The 15,415-nt window shown below is 31.1% G+C and carries 18 protein-coding genes; 10 read left to right on the top strand and 8 right to left on the bottom strand.

Annotated features, from left to right (window positions below; translation table 11 throughout):
• The first annotated feature begins 10 nt into the window (after positions 1-10).
• From M9C80_00455 to M9C80_00445, 3 genes are read left to right on the top strand one after another with little or no spacing between them, the layout of a single operon-like run.
• Positions 11-676, top strand: coding sequence for a deoxynucleoside kinase (locus M9C80_00455; protein URQ69666.1), 666 nt, complete (start codon positions 11-13; stop codon positions 674-676).
• Positions 677-2,584, top strand: coding sequence for an acetate--CoA ligase (gene acs / locus M9C80_00450; GenBank protein URQ69665.1), 1,908 nt, complete (start codon positions 677-679; stop codon positions 2,582-2,584).
• A complete protein-coding gene (locus M9C80_00445) occupies positions 2,584-2,955 on the top strand; it encodes a hypothetical protein (GenBank protein URQ69664.1) in 372 nt (123 codons plus the stop codon). The genes acs and M9C80_00445 overlap by 1 nt, the downstream gene beginning before the upstream one ends.
• On the opposite strand, the gene M9C80_00440 is transcribed toward M9C80_00445, so the two are convergent.
• Positions 2,930-3,736: an MBL fold metallo-hydrolase gene (locus M9C80_00440; GenBank protein URQ69663.1), complete on the bottom strand. Its 807-nt coding sequence runs from the start codon at positions 3,734-3,736 to the stop codon at positions 2,930-2,932. The genes M9C80_00445 and M9C80_00440 overlap by 26 nt on opposite strands.
• 8 nt (positions 3,737-3,744) lie before the next feature.
• Positions 3,745-4,536 carry an NUDIX hydrolase gene (locus tag M9C80_00435; GenBank protein URQ69662.1) on the bottom strand — a complete coding sequence of 264 codons (792 nt, stop codon included), beginning with the start codon at positions 4,534-4,536 and terminating at the stop codon, positions 3,745-3,747.
• A 32-nt stretch (positions 4,537-4,568) separates the two neighbouring features.
• Between M9C80_00435 and M9C80_00430 the strand changes: the two genes are divergently transcribed.
• On the top strand, positions 4,569-5,459 hold the full coding sequence (locus tag M9C80_00430; protein ID URQ69661.1) for an alpha/beta hydrolase: 891 nt from the start codon (positions 4,569-4,571) through the stop codon (positions 5,457-5,459).
• Positions 5,460-5,478: 19 nt separating this feature from the next.
• Here the strand turns inward: M9C80_00430 and M9C80_00425 are convergent, their stop codons facing one another.
• On the bottom strand, positions 5,479-5,712 hold the full coding sequence (locus M9C80_00425) for a hypothetical protein (protein URQ69660.1): 234 nt from the start codon (positions 5,710-5,712) through the stop codon (positions 5,479-5,481).
• An 85-nt stretch (positions 5,713-5,797) separates the two neighbouring features.
• Here M9C80_00425 and M9C80_00420 point away from each other — a divergent pair, with 85 nt between their 5' ends.
• From M9C80_00420 to M9C80_00405, 4 genes are read left to right on the top strand one after another with little or no spacing between them, the layout of a single operon-like run.
• Positions 5,798-6,838 (top strand): hypothetical protein, encoded by a 1,041-nt coding sequence (locus M9C80_00420; protein URQ69659.1) that lies wholly within the window; start codon positions 5,798-5,800, stop codon positions 6,836-6,838.
• Positions 6,831-7,670, top strand: a complete 840-nt coding sequence (locus M9C80_00415) for an NAD(P)H-hydrate dehydratase (GenBank protein ID URQ69658.1) — start codon at positions 6,831-6,833, stop codon at positions 7,668-7,670. The genes M9C80_00420 and M9C80_00415 overlap by 8 nt, the downstream gene beginning before the upstream one ends.
• Positions 7,667-8,128 (top strand): tRNA (adenosine(37)-N6)-threonylcarbamoyltransferase complex ATPase subunit type 1 TsaE, encoded by a 462-nt coding sequence (gene tsaE, locus M9C80_00410; GenBank protein ID URQ69657.1) that lies wholly within the window; start codon positions 7,667-7,669, stop codon positions 8,126-8,128. The genes M9C80_00415 and tsaE overlap by 4 nt, the downstream gene beginning before the upstream one ends.
• The gene (locus M9C80_00405) at positions 8,115-9,374 is read left to right on the top strand and encodes an N-acetylmuramoyl-L-alanine amidase (protein URQ69656.1); all 1,260 of its coding nucleotides are present in this window, start codon (positions 8,115-8,117) and stop codon (positions 9,372-9,374) included. Before tsaE ends, M9C80_00405 begins: the two co-directional genes overlap by 14 nt.
• A gap of 4 nt (positions 9,375-9,378) precedes the next feature.
• Here the strand turns inward: M9C80_00405 and priA are convergent, their stop codons facing one another.
• The gene (gene priA / locus M9C80_00400; protein ID URQ69655.1) at positions 9,379-11,367 is read right to left on the bottom strand and encodes a primosomal protein N'; all 1,989 of its coding nucleotides are present in this window, start codon (positions 11,365-11,367) and stop codon (positions 9,379-9,381) included.
• A gap of 58 nt (positions 11,368-11,425) precedes the next feature.
• On the opposite strand from priA, the gene M9C80_00395 reads away from it, so the two are divergent.
• Positions 11,426-11,674, top strand: a complete 249-nt coding sequence (locus tag M9C80_00395) for a type B 50S ribosomal protein L31 (protein URQ69654.1) — start codon at positions 11,426-11,428, stop codon at positions 11,672-11,674.
• A 5-nt stretch (positions 11,675-11,679) separates the two neighbouring features.
• On the opposite strand, the gene dut is transcribed toward M9C80_00395, so the two are convergent.
• Positions 11,680-12,135: a dUTP diphosphatase gene (gene dut, locus M9C80_00390; protein URQ69653.1), complete on the bottom strand. Its 456-nt coding sequence runs from the start codon at positions 12,133-12,135 to the stop codon at positions 11,680-11,682.
• Positions 12,132-12,626: a histidine phosphatase family protein gene (locus tag M9C80_00385; protein ID URQ69652.1), complete on the bottom strand. Its 495-nt coding sequence runs from the start codon at positions 12,624-12,626 to the stop codon at positions 12,132-12,134. The genes dut and M9C80_00385 overlap by 4 nt, the downstream gene beginning before the upstream one ends.
• A 54-nt stretch (positions 12,627-12,680) precedes the next feature.
• Between M9C80_00385 and rpmB the strand changes: the two genes are divergently transcribed.
• Positions 12,681-12,917 (top strand): 50S ribosomal protein L28, encoded by a 237-nt coding sequence (gene rpmB, locus M9C80_00380; GenBank protein URQ69651.1) that lies wholly within the window; start codon positions 12,681-12,683, stop codon positions 12,915-12,917.
• A 2-nt stretch (positions 12,918-12,919) separates the two neighbouring features.
• On the opposite strand, the gene M9C80_00375 is transcribed toward rpmB, so the two are convergent.
• Entirely contained in the window at positions 12,920-14,068 is a 1,149-nt protein-coding gene (locus M9C80_00375) for an FAD-dependent monooxygenase (GenBank protein ID URQ69650.1), read from the bottom strand.
• A gap of 4 nt (positions 14,069-14,072) precedes the next feature.
• Positions 14,073-15,368, bottom strand: coding sequence for an aminopeptidase P N-terminal domain-containing protein (locus M9C80_00370; protein ID URQ69649.1), 1,296 nt, complete (start codon positions 15,366-15,368; stop codon positions 14,073-14,075).
• Positions 15,369-15,415 lie beyond the last annotated feature (47 nt).

Raw genomic sequence — 15,415 nt, 5'->3', positions numbered from 1 at the left:
AAATTTATTTATGAAACCTGCAATAGAAGAAACGCCACTCCCAAAATATATTGCCATTGAAGGTCCGATTGGAGTTGGAAAAACAACATTAGCAAATAAGCTTGCAGAAACTTTCAATTACGATGCTTTTTTAGAGCAACCTGCAGAAAATCCATTTCTTAAGAATTTTTATAAGAACCCTAGTCAATCTGCTTTAGCGACACAGCTCTTTTTTCTGTTTCAAAGGATGCAGCAGATCCAAGATTTAAAACAGAGAAGTTTATTTGAAACAGTAAGAGTAGCTGACTTTCTTATTGAAAAAGATAGATTATTTGCAGAGGTTAATCTTTCAATTGAAGAAATGGCTTTATATGACAAGGTTTATGAACATATAACTATAGATGCACCAACTCCTGATCTTGTTATATATCTGCAAGCTCCAATTGATGTATTAAAAAATAGAATTACAAAAAGAGGAAACATAAATGAACAATATTTAACGCTTGATTATCTTGAAAGATTAAATGATGCCTATTCAAAGTTTTTTTTGGATTATCAATCTGCTCCATTGTTAATAATAAATGCTGCGGATATAAATCTTGAGTCAAATGAAAATGACTATGAACATCTCATTACAAAAATAATGTCTAATCCAAAAGGTAAAAATTTTATAAATCCTCAGCCTTCTATAATTTAAATGAAAGATAATGTATTTAATCCTCACATAAGGGACTTTGATCATTATAAAGAATTGTATAAAAAATCTGTTGATGACCCCTCAAAATTTTTTGCAGAACTAGCTCAAGAAAATCTTGATTGGATAGAACCTTTTTCAAAAACTCATAATAATGAATTTTGTGATTCAAAATGGTTTGAGGGAGGTAAAACTAATATTTCTCTTAATTGTATTGATAGACATTTAGAAAAGAATGCAACAAAAATTGCATTAATTTGGGAGGGAGATGATCCAGATAACTCGAAAAATATTACTTTCCAAGAGTTACATGATGAGGTATGTAAGTTTGCAAATGTTTTAAAAAGCCTTGGAATAAAAAAAGGTTCAAGGGTATGTATATATATGCCTATGATTCCTGAGGTTGCATACGCTATGCTAGCGTGTACAAGAATTGGCGCAATTCATTCTGTAGTATTTGGAGGCTTTTCTCCTGAATCCTTGAAGGACAGAATTCTTGATGCTGATTGTAGACTTGTGATTACAGCTGATGAAGGTTTGAGAGGCGGCAAAAAAATACCTCTTAAAAGAAATGTGGATGAAGCTTTAAAGGGCTGTCCTGATGTTTGCAACAATCTTGTTATTAAAAGAACAGGCGGTAATATAGATTGGAATCCAAATATTGATATTTGGTATGAGGATCTTTATGAGGATGCAGAAAACATTTGTCCAATTGAACCAATGGATTCTGAAGACCCTTTATTTATCCTCTATACATCTGGTTCGACTGGAAAACCTAAAGGTGTTCTTCACAGCACAGCTGGGTATTTGCTAGGTGCACACATGAGTTTTAAATACTTATTTGGCATTCAACCTAACGATAAATATTGGTGTACTGCTGATGTAGGTTGGATAACTGGTCACACTTATATACTTTATGGTCCTTTATCAAATGCAACAACATCTTTAATGTTTGAAGGTGTTCCAACATATCCTTCTGCATCAAGGTGTTGGGAAATATGTGATAAGTACTCATTGGATATTTTTTATACAGCTCCTACAGCCATAAGAGCTTTAATGGCTCAAGGAGACGAATATGTCCAGTCTACAAAAAGAAAAACTTTAAGAGTTTTAGGTACTGTTGGAGAACCAATAAATCCAGAAGCATGGGAATGGTACTATTCAGTAGTTGGAAACTCAAAATGCGACATAATTGACACTTGGTGGCAAACTGAAACTGGTTCAGTTTTAATCTCTCCAATAGCAGGTATAACACCTACAAAACCGGGATCTGCAACTCTGCCTTTTTTTGGAGTTATACCAAGTCTTTATGACGAAAGTGGTAATGTTCTTGAAGGTGAAGCATCGGGTAACTTAGTAATAGAAAAATCATGGCCGAGTCAAATACGAAGTGTTTATGGCGATCATCAAAGAATGATAGATACATATTTTTCAATGTACCCGAATAAATATTTTACCGGTGATGGCGCCAGAAGAGACAAAGATGGATATTATTGGATTACAGGTCGTGTGGATGATGTTTTAAATGTTTCAGGGCATCGACTAGGAACAGCTGAAATTGAGAGTGCTCTTGTTCTTCATCCAAAAGTTGCTGAAGCTGCGGTAGTAGGTTTTGAACATCCAATAAAGGGTCAAGGTATTTATGCTTTTGTTACCTTAATGCATGATGAAAATTTCAACGAAGACTTGTTAAACGAGTTAAAAAAATTTGTTGTGAATGAAATTGGTTCAATAGCTCGGCCCGATCTAATACAAAATTCTCCAGGTTTACCTAAAACTAGATCTGGAAAAATAATGAGAAGAATACTTAGAAAAATTGCAGAAGGTGATTTCTCAAATCTTGGAGATACTACCACTCTTGCTGATCCTTTGGTAGTAGATTCATTAATTGAAAATAAACAAAATTTATAATGCGTTTACTTTATTTACTATCTTTTTTAACGTTAAGTAGCTGTGTTTCAAATACAGAAAAAGACATCATGCCAGATTCAAATAAGACGCCACATGGAATGATTATGGCACGCTGTATGCAACAGCCTGCAAGAGTTCAAGAGATATATGTAAGAGAGGGTAGTATTGTCTCAATCTCCAACGAAGACATGGATGAGTGCATTGAAAGGAGCAACATGGATTTGTTTATATTAAGAGTAGAAAATGAAAATGAAAAAGACTTTCCCATGGAAATAACTAATGTATCTTTAGATTCAGAAATAGATATAAAAAGACTTGAGAAAAAGATAGAAGAAAAAGAAATTATTAATCTTGACTCTTCCAAAGACTAGAATCTTCACAAAACATAATCTTCTGATCATTTTTTAATTTTATTAAATGAGCTTCTAAGCTTAAAAGCGCAATAGGATGAAGTCTTGAATCAACATCATCATAAACAGATAGAACAAGGTCCTCAATTTTAGATTCATTATTTTTTCTTAATCTGTCTAGTACTTTTTCTTCCCTTTTAAGTCTATGTTCTATTATTGATTTAATAACTGTGTATGGCTCATACATATATTCGCCATGACCCGGTGCAAGGTAGTTAATTTCATAATTTATTAATTTTTTTAGAGATTGAATATAGCCTGACATACAACCATCAGGTGGAGCAATAACAACTGTTGAGCCATCCATTATATGATCTCCTGTAATTAAACAGTTTAGATCCTTAATTAGAAAACATAAATGGTTGGATGCGTGCCCTGGCGTATGAATGACTTCAATTGTATATTCTTCTGTCTCTAATATATCTTTATCTTTGAGAACCTGATCAGGTAAAAAAGTTTCATCCTCAAAAATAGAATCTCCATGGACTAATTGACCTAGTTTTGGGACGTTTAATTTCTCTGCAATTGGTTTTGCTGCAGGTGAATGGTCTTTGTGAGTATGAGTAACAAGTACTCTTTTAATATTACCCTCTCCTAAATCTAAGATATTTTTTATATGATCAACGTCATTGGGTCCAGGATCAATTAGAGTAATGTCTTTTTTTCCAACTAAATATGTATTAGTTCCAGCGCCAGTAAAGACTCCTGGATTAGGCGCTGTAATTTTTTTTATAATTTCCATAATATATTCTAATATTTTTCATAATCAGGATCACCTGGTAATAGACTGGTCCACTTGTCATTTTTTTTAAAAAACTTTGGCAAAATCGGTGGGAAGTCTTTATGAGAAAGGCTCTTTTGATGTCTAAGAAATTCCTCTCCATTTTTATGTTTGCTGCATTGTTCCAAATTTTTAATTGTAGGCATAATCATATGCATTTCTCCCTCGTAGGCTTTTTTAATTGCATCCAATGGATTAATCCAGATGCTCTGTGTTAACTCAACTTCATCGTGTTTCACAATTTGATTTTCAGGCAAATATGCAATAAAAAACCTTGTGTCAAACCTTTTAGTTTCTATATTAGGCGTTATCCAATGAGAAAGTGGAGCAATATTTACAGTTGATAAGACTAAATCTTCTTTTTGACAAATCTCTAAAAGGTTGATCTCATTTTTAACTAACATCTTTCTGTAATTTTCATATTTTGTTTTTTCGCTTGAGATAAAGTCTAATTTTTCTCCAGATTTTTTTTGAGCTAATAATATCCCAACCTCTTCAAAACATTCTCTAATCGATGCAATCCAAAAACTAAGGCCGCCATCTTCTATTCCTAGAATATTTGATGCAATTTCGTCATTTATGCCATCAGTAAAAGCTTCAAGCTCTTTGATTGAGTCATCATGATCAATTTTACCGCCAGGAAAAACGTGTAAATTCTGAAATGGTGGTTTTTTTGATCTTCTAACCATCAACACCTCTAATTTATTATTTAGATCTCTAAGAACTAAGACTGTTGATGCTAGTATTAAATTATTATTCATATTTAATTTAGATATAGCTTAGAATACTGCTTATGATAATTACTGACAATCTAAAAGACGATATATCAAATGCACCTGATTGGTTTAAAGAAGCAATCAAGTCTAGAAGTGATGAAATAATTATTGATGACCCAAAAGGCAAGGTCTCTTATACCAAATGGTCAGCAAAAAAAGATTCTAAAAATCTTATTATCTTTATTCATGGTACAGGAGCTCATAAAAAGTGGTGGGACCCGATTGCACCTCAATTTCTAGATTTATCTCACGTTATAGCTCTTGATCTTCCTGGAATGGGCGATTCAAATTTTAGAGAAAGCTATAGCATTAAAGATTTTGGAAAATGTGTTATTTCAATTATAAAAAGGGAAAAAAAAATAAATGATATTGAAAATATTTTTATAATTGGTCACTCACTTGGAGGTCAAGTAGCTGCTTATGTAGCAACAGAAAAAAAAGATCTAATCAATAGTTTAATAATGATAGATACATTCATAATGCCTCCCAATTATGACCCAAAACAACACCAGGGTGGACCGCTAAGAATGATCAAGTATTACAGTGACAAAGCCGCTATTCTTAATAGATTCAGATTAATGCCAAAACAAGAATGTTTAAATACATGGTTCTTAAGATACATTGCAGAATATTCAATTACTCAAACTGATAAAGGTTGGAGATGGAAATTTGATGATAATATGTTTAGCAGTCTTGAGAGACTATTTGGTTATAAATTTGAATTTAGTTGTCCTGCTTTATTTATACATGGAAAAAACAGCCTTTTGATGTCAGGAAATATTCTTACAAATATTAAAGAAATGTATTCTGGAATTATGGACTTTAACGAAGTTGCCAATGCTGCGCATCATGTTCCCTTGGATAAACCATTAGAAGTTATTGATATAATAAAAAATAGATTATTTTAAATCTTCATATGGATTATTTTTATTTCTTTTTCTTCCTATCCCTATCAGTAATAATTTTATTTAAATCCATCATAAAGTCTATTTCAGATTGGATAATGAAATCAGAGAAACTAAATAAAACTGGTCTTATAACTTTTATTATAGGAATTTCACTTACATGCTTTAGTTTAATGCAATCTTTGTGGTATGAAAGATTGTGGATGGTGGTAACTTTAATTCTTGGTATTCTTCTTTTGATAAGGAGTTTCTTCATTATATTTTTTCTCAAAAATATAAAAAAAATGCTGCCAATATTATTAAAACACTATTATAAGATTTCTCTTCCTATATCGGCGACTATGATCTTTCTAGCCTTTTTAATTGTTTCTACTGATTATATCGGTCCTAAAAAAGATATTAGTAATTGCCAATCTGATGGGAGCATTTCAGTAATATGCAACTTTCAAAATCCCGAGGATATTGTTATTACGCCTGACAATAAATATCTTTTTATTTCTGAATTTGGCGGTGTTCAACCATTTGAAGAACATAAACCAGGCTATTTTGCTTTTCTTGAAATTGATACTAATACAAAAATAATACCAAACATCAAAATCGAAAATAATGAATGGGGTAACTCAAATTGTGAACGTAAACAAGAAGATCGGTATGGACCTCATGGAATTGATCTTATAGAAAGAAATGATGGTAGATTTCAGATAGCTGTTATCAATCATTATCCGAACGAGACCATAGAAATGTTTGAATTAATTAAAAATAATGGATGGTCAATTATATGGAGAGGGTGCATAGATGTGCCAGAAAAATACTACTTTAATGATGTTAGCCTTAAGAAAAATGGTGATCTTTTTGCATCTCATATGTATCAAAGAAATATAACTCTTAATAAATGGCTAATTCAGTCAATTTTGAAAATCAATACTGGGTATTTAGTTAAATGGAATCAAAAAGAATTTGTGAAAATTCATAATTCTGAAGGAAGTGGACCAAATGGTATAGCTTTTCATGAAGACTCAAACATAATTTACATTAGCTACAACAAAGGCGATAAATTAGTTAAATTTGATCTAAATAAATTAAAAAAAATAGCAAGTTATAATGTTGAGTCACCAGATAATCCATATATTGCAAATAATTCAATATGGGTAACATCACTCGATGCTAAAGCAAATGATCTAAGAGATTGTACAGTTGGTAAAAATTGTTCAGCTCCGTTTTCCATATACGAATTAGATAAAAGTTCATTATCATTGCAGAACAAGTACTCTTTTTCTAAAACTGTCTTTGGTCTCCCAACTGTTGCTGTTCCAATTAATAAAAAACTATATATAGGCTCTTTTCGATCAGATCGAATTGGAGTAATAAACATTAATGAATGAAGTGATTAAAAATTTTAATTTAGACTCTATAAAAATAAAAATCCCTAAAAGATCTAAAGAATCACATAAAGGTAATTTTGGAAAAGTACTAGTATACGGAGGTTCAAATGGAATGGGAGGTGCAGCAATTCTTGCATCTGAGGCATCTTTATTTTGTGGCGCAGGACTAGTTTATTTACATACACATTCTTCAAATGTAGAAGCAAGTCTAAAAAGAAATCCTGAAGTTATGGCCGTAGGAATTAATTCTGAATACAAAATAGTGGATGATATGAATATAATTTTATGTGGTCCAGGACTTAAAAATGATAAATGGTCTGATACTGTTTTCAAGAAGTCGATCTCTAAAAAAACTAAAAATACCATTATTCTTGATGCTGGTGCACTCCTCTTTTTAACGAAATACAGAGATAAATTTTGTAAGAGTGATAAATTGATATTAACTCCTCATCCTGGCGAGGCTAGTAAGCTTTTAGATATTTCTATTGATGATATTCAATCAAATAGGCCTGAATCTGCAAAAAAAATTGCAAAAAAATATGATGCCGATGTAATTTTAAAAGGAAGTGAAACTATTATTTACTCAAAAGAAGATTCAGCATTATTCAGGTGTTCCGATGGAGGTCCTGAGTTGTCAACAGGTGGAACGGGTGACGTTCTTGCAGGAATAATTTCAGCATTAGTAGCACAAAATTTATCCAATATTGATGCATGCATTCTTTCAGTTGCTGTTCATGCTCGAGCAGGTAAAATATTTAGAGAAGAAATTGGTGAGGTCGGTCTTAATGCATCCTCATTGATACCTATTGCGAGAAAGATCCTTAATCAATGAACAAAATTATTCTCAAAGACGATGATGCAACAAATAAATTTGGTCAATTAATCGCATCTAAAATATTAGCACTAGATAAAAGATCTATCGAAATACATCTTGAAGGTGATTTGGGTTCTGGTAAAACATTTTTAACAAGATCAATAATTAAGAGCTGTGGCTGGAGTGATCATGTTAAAAGTCCAACATATACATTATGTGAAGAATACGAATTAGGTGATCTTATTTTCCTTCATATTGATCTTTATAGAACTAATGAACCAGAAGATATACTTTTATTTGATTTGGAGAGAAATACCCACTCAAAAAAAGTTATTGTAATTGAGTGGCCTGAAAGACTTACTGTAAAAAGAAAATTTGATATAAAAATATCTTTCAAGCATATTAATAATGGAAGAGAATTAAATATAGAAACAAAAATTAACTCATTTGAAGATTTAATTAATGAATATAATTAAGCTTGTAATAACCATATTAACTTTATCTACTATTGTAAAAGCTAATGAAATATCTTTTAACGAAATTGTAGAAAGTAAAAAAAACTCCTTTACTGTTTCATTTTTTTTAGAGAAAATTTCGTATATAAAATCATATTCTCTTGAAAGTCCATCAAGACTTGTCTTTGAGGTTTATGACAGCAATCTACTAACAAATCTGGATAAAGCATACGACTATCCTATTAAAAAAATAAGGGCGGCAACATCTAACGGTATTACTAAAATTGTCTTGGATTTGTATGAGTATGTTGAATGGAAAAAACCCACTCAAATATATAAAGACGGCAAGGTAGTACTAAATATTGAGATAAATAAAGTTAAAGGTCTTAATGCTAATGCCAGGGACATTATAGTTGCTATTGATGCTGGCCATGGCGGTAAAGATCCAGGGGCAGTTAGTAGCAATAACGTACTAGAGAAAGATGTGACTCTATTGATATCAAGAGAACTAGAGAGAACTCTAAGAGACACTAAAGGATATCAAGCAATTATGATTAGAGATGATGATAATTCTTTAAGCCTAAATGATAGATATAAAAGTGCAAGAAAATATGGGGCGGATATATTTATATCCATACATGCTGATGGTTTTAGGCTTGCATCCGTAAAAGGTGCATCAGTTTTTGTATGGTCAGAGAATTCATCTAGTAGCGTTGCAAGAAATTTATCTGAAAAAGAGAGAAAAAGAATTCAAGCTCAAATAAAAAATATTGAATCTTATGATTTTGATGAGGATGTTGCAAGAGAACTTTATCCAAATGCCTATAAAGAAAAAATTGATAGAAGTAAGCTTTTAGGTGAAAAAATTTTAGATCAGTTTAAGAGTGATCCCTTTACAAAAATACACAAAAAAAATGTTGAATTTGCTGATTTCAGGGTCCTTAAATCTGTTGATATACCCTCAGTTCTCATCGAATCTGGTTTCCTTACAAATCCAGAGGATGCAAAAAGATTAAAAAGTAAAGCTGGTCGAAGAATGCTTGCAAGATCAATCTTCCTTGGAATAAATGAATATTATAAAGAAAAGCCTCTTTTAGGATCTTATTTTGAAAATTATCCAGAATATCTGGAGTATCAAATACAAAAAGGAGACGTTTTGTCTGAGATTGCAATTAGATTTGGTGTTACAGTTGATTCGATTAATGAATCAAACAATCTTTTTAATAAATCTATCTTTCCAGGACAACTAATCAGGATAAAAATTTAATTAATCAAGTCATTTCATAAGGATCTATATCAAAGGACCATTTTACTTTTTTTCTTTCTGGCCAACTCTCAATCTCTTTAGTTAAATTTTTTAATATTTTATTTAGATAAACTTTGGCTGAGGATTTTATTATTAAATGATTTCTAGTATTGCCATTAATTTTAAATGGAATTGAAGGCAAAGGTCCTGTTGTAGAGATATCCTTTTTATTATCCAAAAACTTACTCGCCCTTCTCAAAAAATCAAAAGAACTTTTCGAATTTGGTGAGACAGCCCGCAAAATACAAAGACTTGAATATGGTGGCATATCAAGCTTTTTATTTACTCTTAAACACTCTTCAGCAATTAATTTATAATCACCGGTTTTAATTTTTTTTAAGTTAACATCCTCTGGATATCGCGTTTGAATAATTACCTTGGCAAGATTATTATTTCTGCCGGCTCTTCCTGAAACTTGAATAAGTTGCTGCGAGATTTTTTCAACGGAATTAATTTCTGGACTTATTAATCCACCATCAGCATTTAAAATTATGCATAAAGTTACTTTTGAAAAATCATGGCCTTTAGATAACATTTGTGTGCCTACTAAAATAGCTTCATTACTTTTATTTACTTTGTCATAAATGGCTTCAATAGATCCTTTAAGTCTTGTTGAATCATAATCTACTCTTATGATTGGTGTTTTTTTGAAGGTATTTTTTAAGACCTCTTCAACTCTTTCTGTACCATTTCCGAAAATATTCAAATTGTCTGAATTACATTCGGGGCAATGCTTATTAACCTGAAAAGCAGATTCACATTTATGGCATATCAATCTATTTTTTGATTTATGATAGACAAGCTTAGAATCACACGAATTACATTTCGCTACCCATCCACAGTTATCACATTCATATAGAGGCGCAAAACCTCTTCTATTAATAAATACTAATACTTGCTCACCTCTATTAAGAACAGACTCAATAATCTCCATGCTCTCATCTGCAATACCTCCTGTTAGAGGGGTATCAGTTATATCCAAAGAAATGAGCTTTGGTGGTTTATTACCGTCTACTCTTCGAAGCAGATCATATCTTTCATATTTCTTTTCTTTTACAAGCTTGAGAGTTTGAAGAGACGGAGTTGCTGATCCAAGAAAAATTGGCACGTTTTCAAGTTGAGCACGCTTAATAGATAAATCTCTTCCAGAAAACTTAAAACCTTTAGATTGTTTGTAAGATTGGTCATGTTCTTCATCAACAATTATTGCTCCAAGATTTTGAAGAGGCATTAATACGCTCGAGCGAGTTCCAATAACTACTTTAATGTCGCCAAATTTTGATTTTAGCCATACTTTTAATCTTTGATTTGGAGTTTGTTTAGAATGATAAATTCCTATATCTCCATCAAATCTATTTTGAAATCTTTTTGCAAGTTGAGGAATCAAATTAATTTCTGGAACTAAAACTAATATAGATTTATTTTCTAATAAAAATTTTTCTGCCAATTGAAGATAAATCTCAGTTTTGCCCGACCCAGTTACTCCATATATTAACGAAGGTTTAAATTTTCTGATTTTACTTAATTTTAATAAAATACTTTTTTGCTCATCCGTTAATTTAAATATTTTATCTTGTTCATTGATTTTATATTTTGAGGTCTCGCCTAATGCACTAATAGTTTTATCATTTACTTTTCGAAGAATTGGTGGGATGAAAGAGAAGAATACTTCTCCAATTGGATGATGATAATATTCTGAAGCCCATAAAATGGTATTAAAAATTGAGCTATTGAAGCATGTATGGTTGTCAATTATTGATATTACATCTTTAATAGATTCTGATTTTTCAATTAAGTGAGAATTTATATTTTTTTTTACCACTATTCCTACAAGTTTTTTATTTCCAAAAGGAACTAGTACTCTAATACCTTTTTTTAATTCAACATTAGACTTATATGTAAAACACTGTCTTAAAGGTAGTCCTATAGCAATATCGTAATAAAAAATATTCATTTTTTAATTGTAAAGGATTTAATTTTTGATATAGTTCTCATCCTAATTTGAATTTATTATGAAAAAAGACATACATCCTGAATACCGTGAAGTGTTGTTCCATGATACTGGAGCGGATAAATATTTTCTCATTCGTTCAACATTAGAAACTACTCAAACAAAAGAGTGGGATGATGGAAAAACCTATCCATATTATCCTGTTGAAATATCATCTGCTTCTCATCCTTTTTACACTGGTAAGCAAAAAATTATTGATACAGGTGGTAGAGTACAGAAATTTGAAGAAAGGTTTGGTAAGAAAAAATAAAGATCTCAATTTACACCTGAACTCCCAAATCCTTTATTACCCCTTTTTGATTCTATAAATTCTTCAACAATTTCAAAGTTCGCTTGTAATACAGGAACAATAATCATTTGTGCTATTCGATCACCTGAATGAATTGTAAACTCTTGGTCAGACCTATTCCAAGCTGGAACCATGAGCTCGCCTTGATAGTCAGAATCTATTAATCCAACTAAGTTTCCAAGCACTATTCCGTGCTTAGAACCAAGTCCAGATCTTGGAACAACAAGCGCCGCTAAACCTTCGTCTGCTAGATGCATTGCAAAACCCATTGGTATAAGTTCTGTTTTGCCTGGATTTAAAATTAACTTATCCTCAATACATGCTCGCAGATCAAGTCCTGCAGAACCTTTAGTTTCATATTTTGGTAGTGGTATTTTTTTTCCAATAAGCGGACTAATTATTTTTAATTTTATGTCTATCAATTTATCATTTCCTTAGGTTTTATAATTGATATTAAACTACATTTTGATGGCGCAAGAGTTTTCCATTTTCCTTCAAAGCTTATTTTCGCTAGATTGCATGTTGTAAACCTATTAATGTGCTCATTTGTGAGCATTTCTGTTAGCGTATGTAAGGTTGGATTATGTCCGATTATTAAGATCTTTTTTATATCATCACCTAATTCATTAATTGTATTTACAATATCCTCTACCTCACCAAAGTATAAATTATTTGTATAAGTTGCTTTTTCTATTTCAAAATTAAAGCCATCAGCTATTAAATAAAATGTTTCCAAAGCTCTTTTTGCATTTGAACAAATCACTTTATCAATATTAAAACTATTTTTTTTTATAAAGCCACATAATTTTTTGGCTTCTCTTATACCTCTATCAGCAAGGGGTCTATCAAAATCTGAGAGATAAGAGTCCTTCCACGAAGATTTTGCATGCCTTAGAATAAATATTTCTTTCATAATATTCATTATAGTATTGATAAGTAAGCTTCTGTTCTATAAAATCGCGATTCTATGAGTAAAAAATGCCAAGTAACAGGAAAAATGCCACAAGCAGGAAACAATGTTTCCCATGCTAATAATAGAACTAAAAGAAAATTCTTTCCAAATCTCCACACACACAAATTTTGGGTAGAATCTGAAAATAAATTTGTTAATCTAAAAGTTTCAGCCAAAGGCATGAGGATTATAGATAAAAAAGGCATTACCCAAGTTTTAAAAGAGATTAGAGCTAAAGGCGAAAAAGTATAAACCTAAATCTTATTAAAACCGGATGCGTGTTTCATAAAAAAAGTTTTTAAAAACTTATTTTTATTTACCGAACTTAATCCCCAATTCCTAATCAATTTTAAGTATAAGTTCTCATTACCAAATAAGTGAACAAAGAAATCCATAGATTTAAGCATTACTAAATTTAAAGACTTTCTTCTAATTTCATACCTTTTCAGAGCAATCTTTTCGCTGAGATTAGAACCCTTCTTATAATTATCTATAATCTCTTCACAGAATATGTCTGCATCTGCAAATCCTAAATTAATGCCCTGTCCTGCTAGAGGGTGAATAGAATGTGCTGAATCTCCAAGCAATACAATTGTCTTATTAACATAATTCTTATAATAATGTTTTGATAAATTAAAATTGAGTATTGATGATGTTATTTCTAACTTTGTATTTAATTTTTTTTCAAAATAACTTAAATTCTCGTTAACGTAATCGGTGTAGTCTTTTTTTTCTAAATCCCTATTTTTTACGGACCAAACAACAGTCATGTTGTTATCTTTTGGAGAAGGCATAAGGGCAAATATTCCTCTTTCAGAAAAAATTTGTTTTGCAATGCTTTCGTCATAATTTTCAGCTTTGACTAAAAACGTGAATGCAACTTGTTCATAATTACTATTAAAACTTTTGAGCAATGATAATTTAGCAACTCTAGAAGATCTTCCATCACAAGCAGCAACAATGTTAGTAGTAAATTTTTTTCCATCAATTAATATAACCTCAGTTGAATTATTATCTTCTTGAAAATTAATTTCGTTTATTTCTGCATTAAAAAAAGTATTCTCCTTGTTATGACAAGAAAGTTTATTTTTTAGCTCATCAAACATCACAACATACGACAGATTTTTTTCGTTTATATCTTTTGCATCAAAATCAATTGCACCAGAACCCTCTCCATCTCTAACACTTATTTTTGTAACGGGTTGGTTTTTTACCTCAATATTCATATCTTTTAATAACGCCATAGAGTAGCTATTGAGGGTTACAGTTCTGATACTCTGCACTTGATTTGAGGAGTTTGATAGTTTTTCGATAATTATGGATGAGATATTATTTTTTTTAAGTCTTAATGAAATGTAATTCCCAATGACACCTGATCCTGAAATAATTATTGGTACATGCATTTGTTTATGCCATTAATGCTTCTATTTCTTTGGGATCTGTTGGAACTTTTTTTGTTAAGTTAATATTTCCAGATTCTGTTACAAGAATATCGTCTTCAATCCTAATACCAATTCCTTTCCATCTCTCCTCAACATCCAAGCTGCTACTGATATAAATACCGGGTTCTATAGTTGTAATCATGCCTGGCTTATATGTCATGTGTTCACCATTTTCCATATAGTCACCAGAATCGTGAACATCCAAACCTAGCCAATGACCAACTTTATGCATATAAAAATCTTTAAAAGAATCTTTTTCAATTAGTTCATTTTTCTCACCTTTTAAAATTCCAAGAGCTATCAAACCTTCTGTGATCACAGACTCTGAAACTTTTTGTGGTTGCATAATATTATTGCCACTCTTCACAGCATCGGTAGCAGCTTTGTGGGCATCTAAAACCACTTTGTATATAGCTAGTTGCTCCTCAGAAAATTTTCCATTAATTGGATAGGTCCTAGTTATATCTGAAGCATACATTTCGTACTCACAACCGGCATCAACTAAAAGCAAATCAGAGTCATTTAATTTTTGATTGTTTTTAACATAGTGAAGAATGCATGCATTTTCACCACCAGCAACTATAGGAGTATAGGCAGGATATCTCCCACCCTTTTTACTAAACTCGTATAAATATAATGCTTCTATGCTTTGCTCATTTAAACCAGGTTTAACAGATTTCATTGCTGTAATATGTGCATCAGCAGATATTTCACAAGCTTTTTTAATTATATTAATTTCATGATCATCTTTTATTAATCTCATATTACCTATAATTGATGTGCTATCTGCTAGCTCTATTGACTGACTATGTCTATCTTTTTTATTCGCTTTAAGTGTCCAATCAATAACGTCTTCATCAAAACCCTCTTTTTTGCCAAAAGCATAAAAAACTTTATGTTTACCATGCAAAAGGTCTGGAATAATTTCATGTATCTCATCAACATTGAAAGCACTATCAAATTTATAATTACTGACAGCTCCTTCAGGGCCTTCTCTAAAACCATCCCAAATTTCTTTTAACTTATCTTTTTTTGGTACAAAAATTATTGACTCTATTTGATTATCTTTTTTTATAATTAAAATTAATGACGAAGGTTCTTCAAATCCTGAAAAATAATAAAAAGTACTATCTTGTCTAAATGCATATGATGAGTCGGAGTTTCTTAATTTTAGATCTGCACCAGGAATTAAAATAGCAGTATTATCTGGTAGAAGATTATTTAGTTTCTCTCTTCTTTTGGAATATATTGAATTAATCATGATCTATTTTACTATTTTATTTATAAATTTTTCCAATTCAATCGAGT

The sequence above is a fragment of the SAR86 cluster bacterium genome (assembly GCA_023703615.1).
Classification (GTDB): domain Bacteria; phylum Pseudomonadota; class Gammaproteobacteria; order Magnimaribacterales; family D2472; genus MED-G85.
This window is presented reverse-complemented; position numbering and strand designations above follow the sequence as displayed.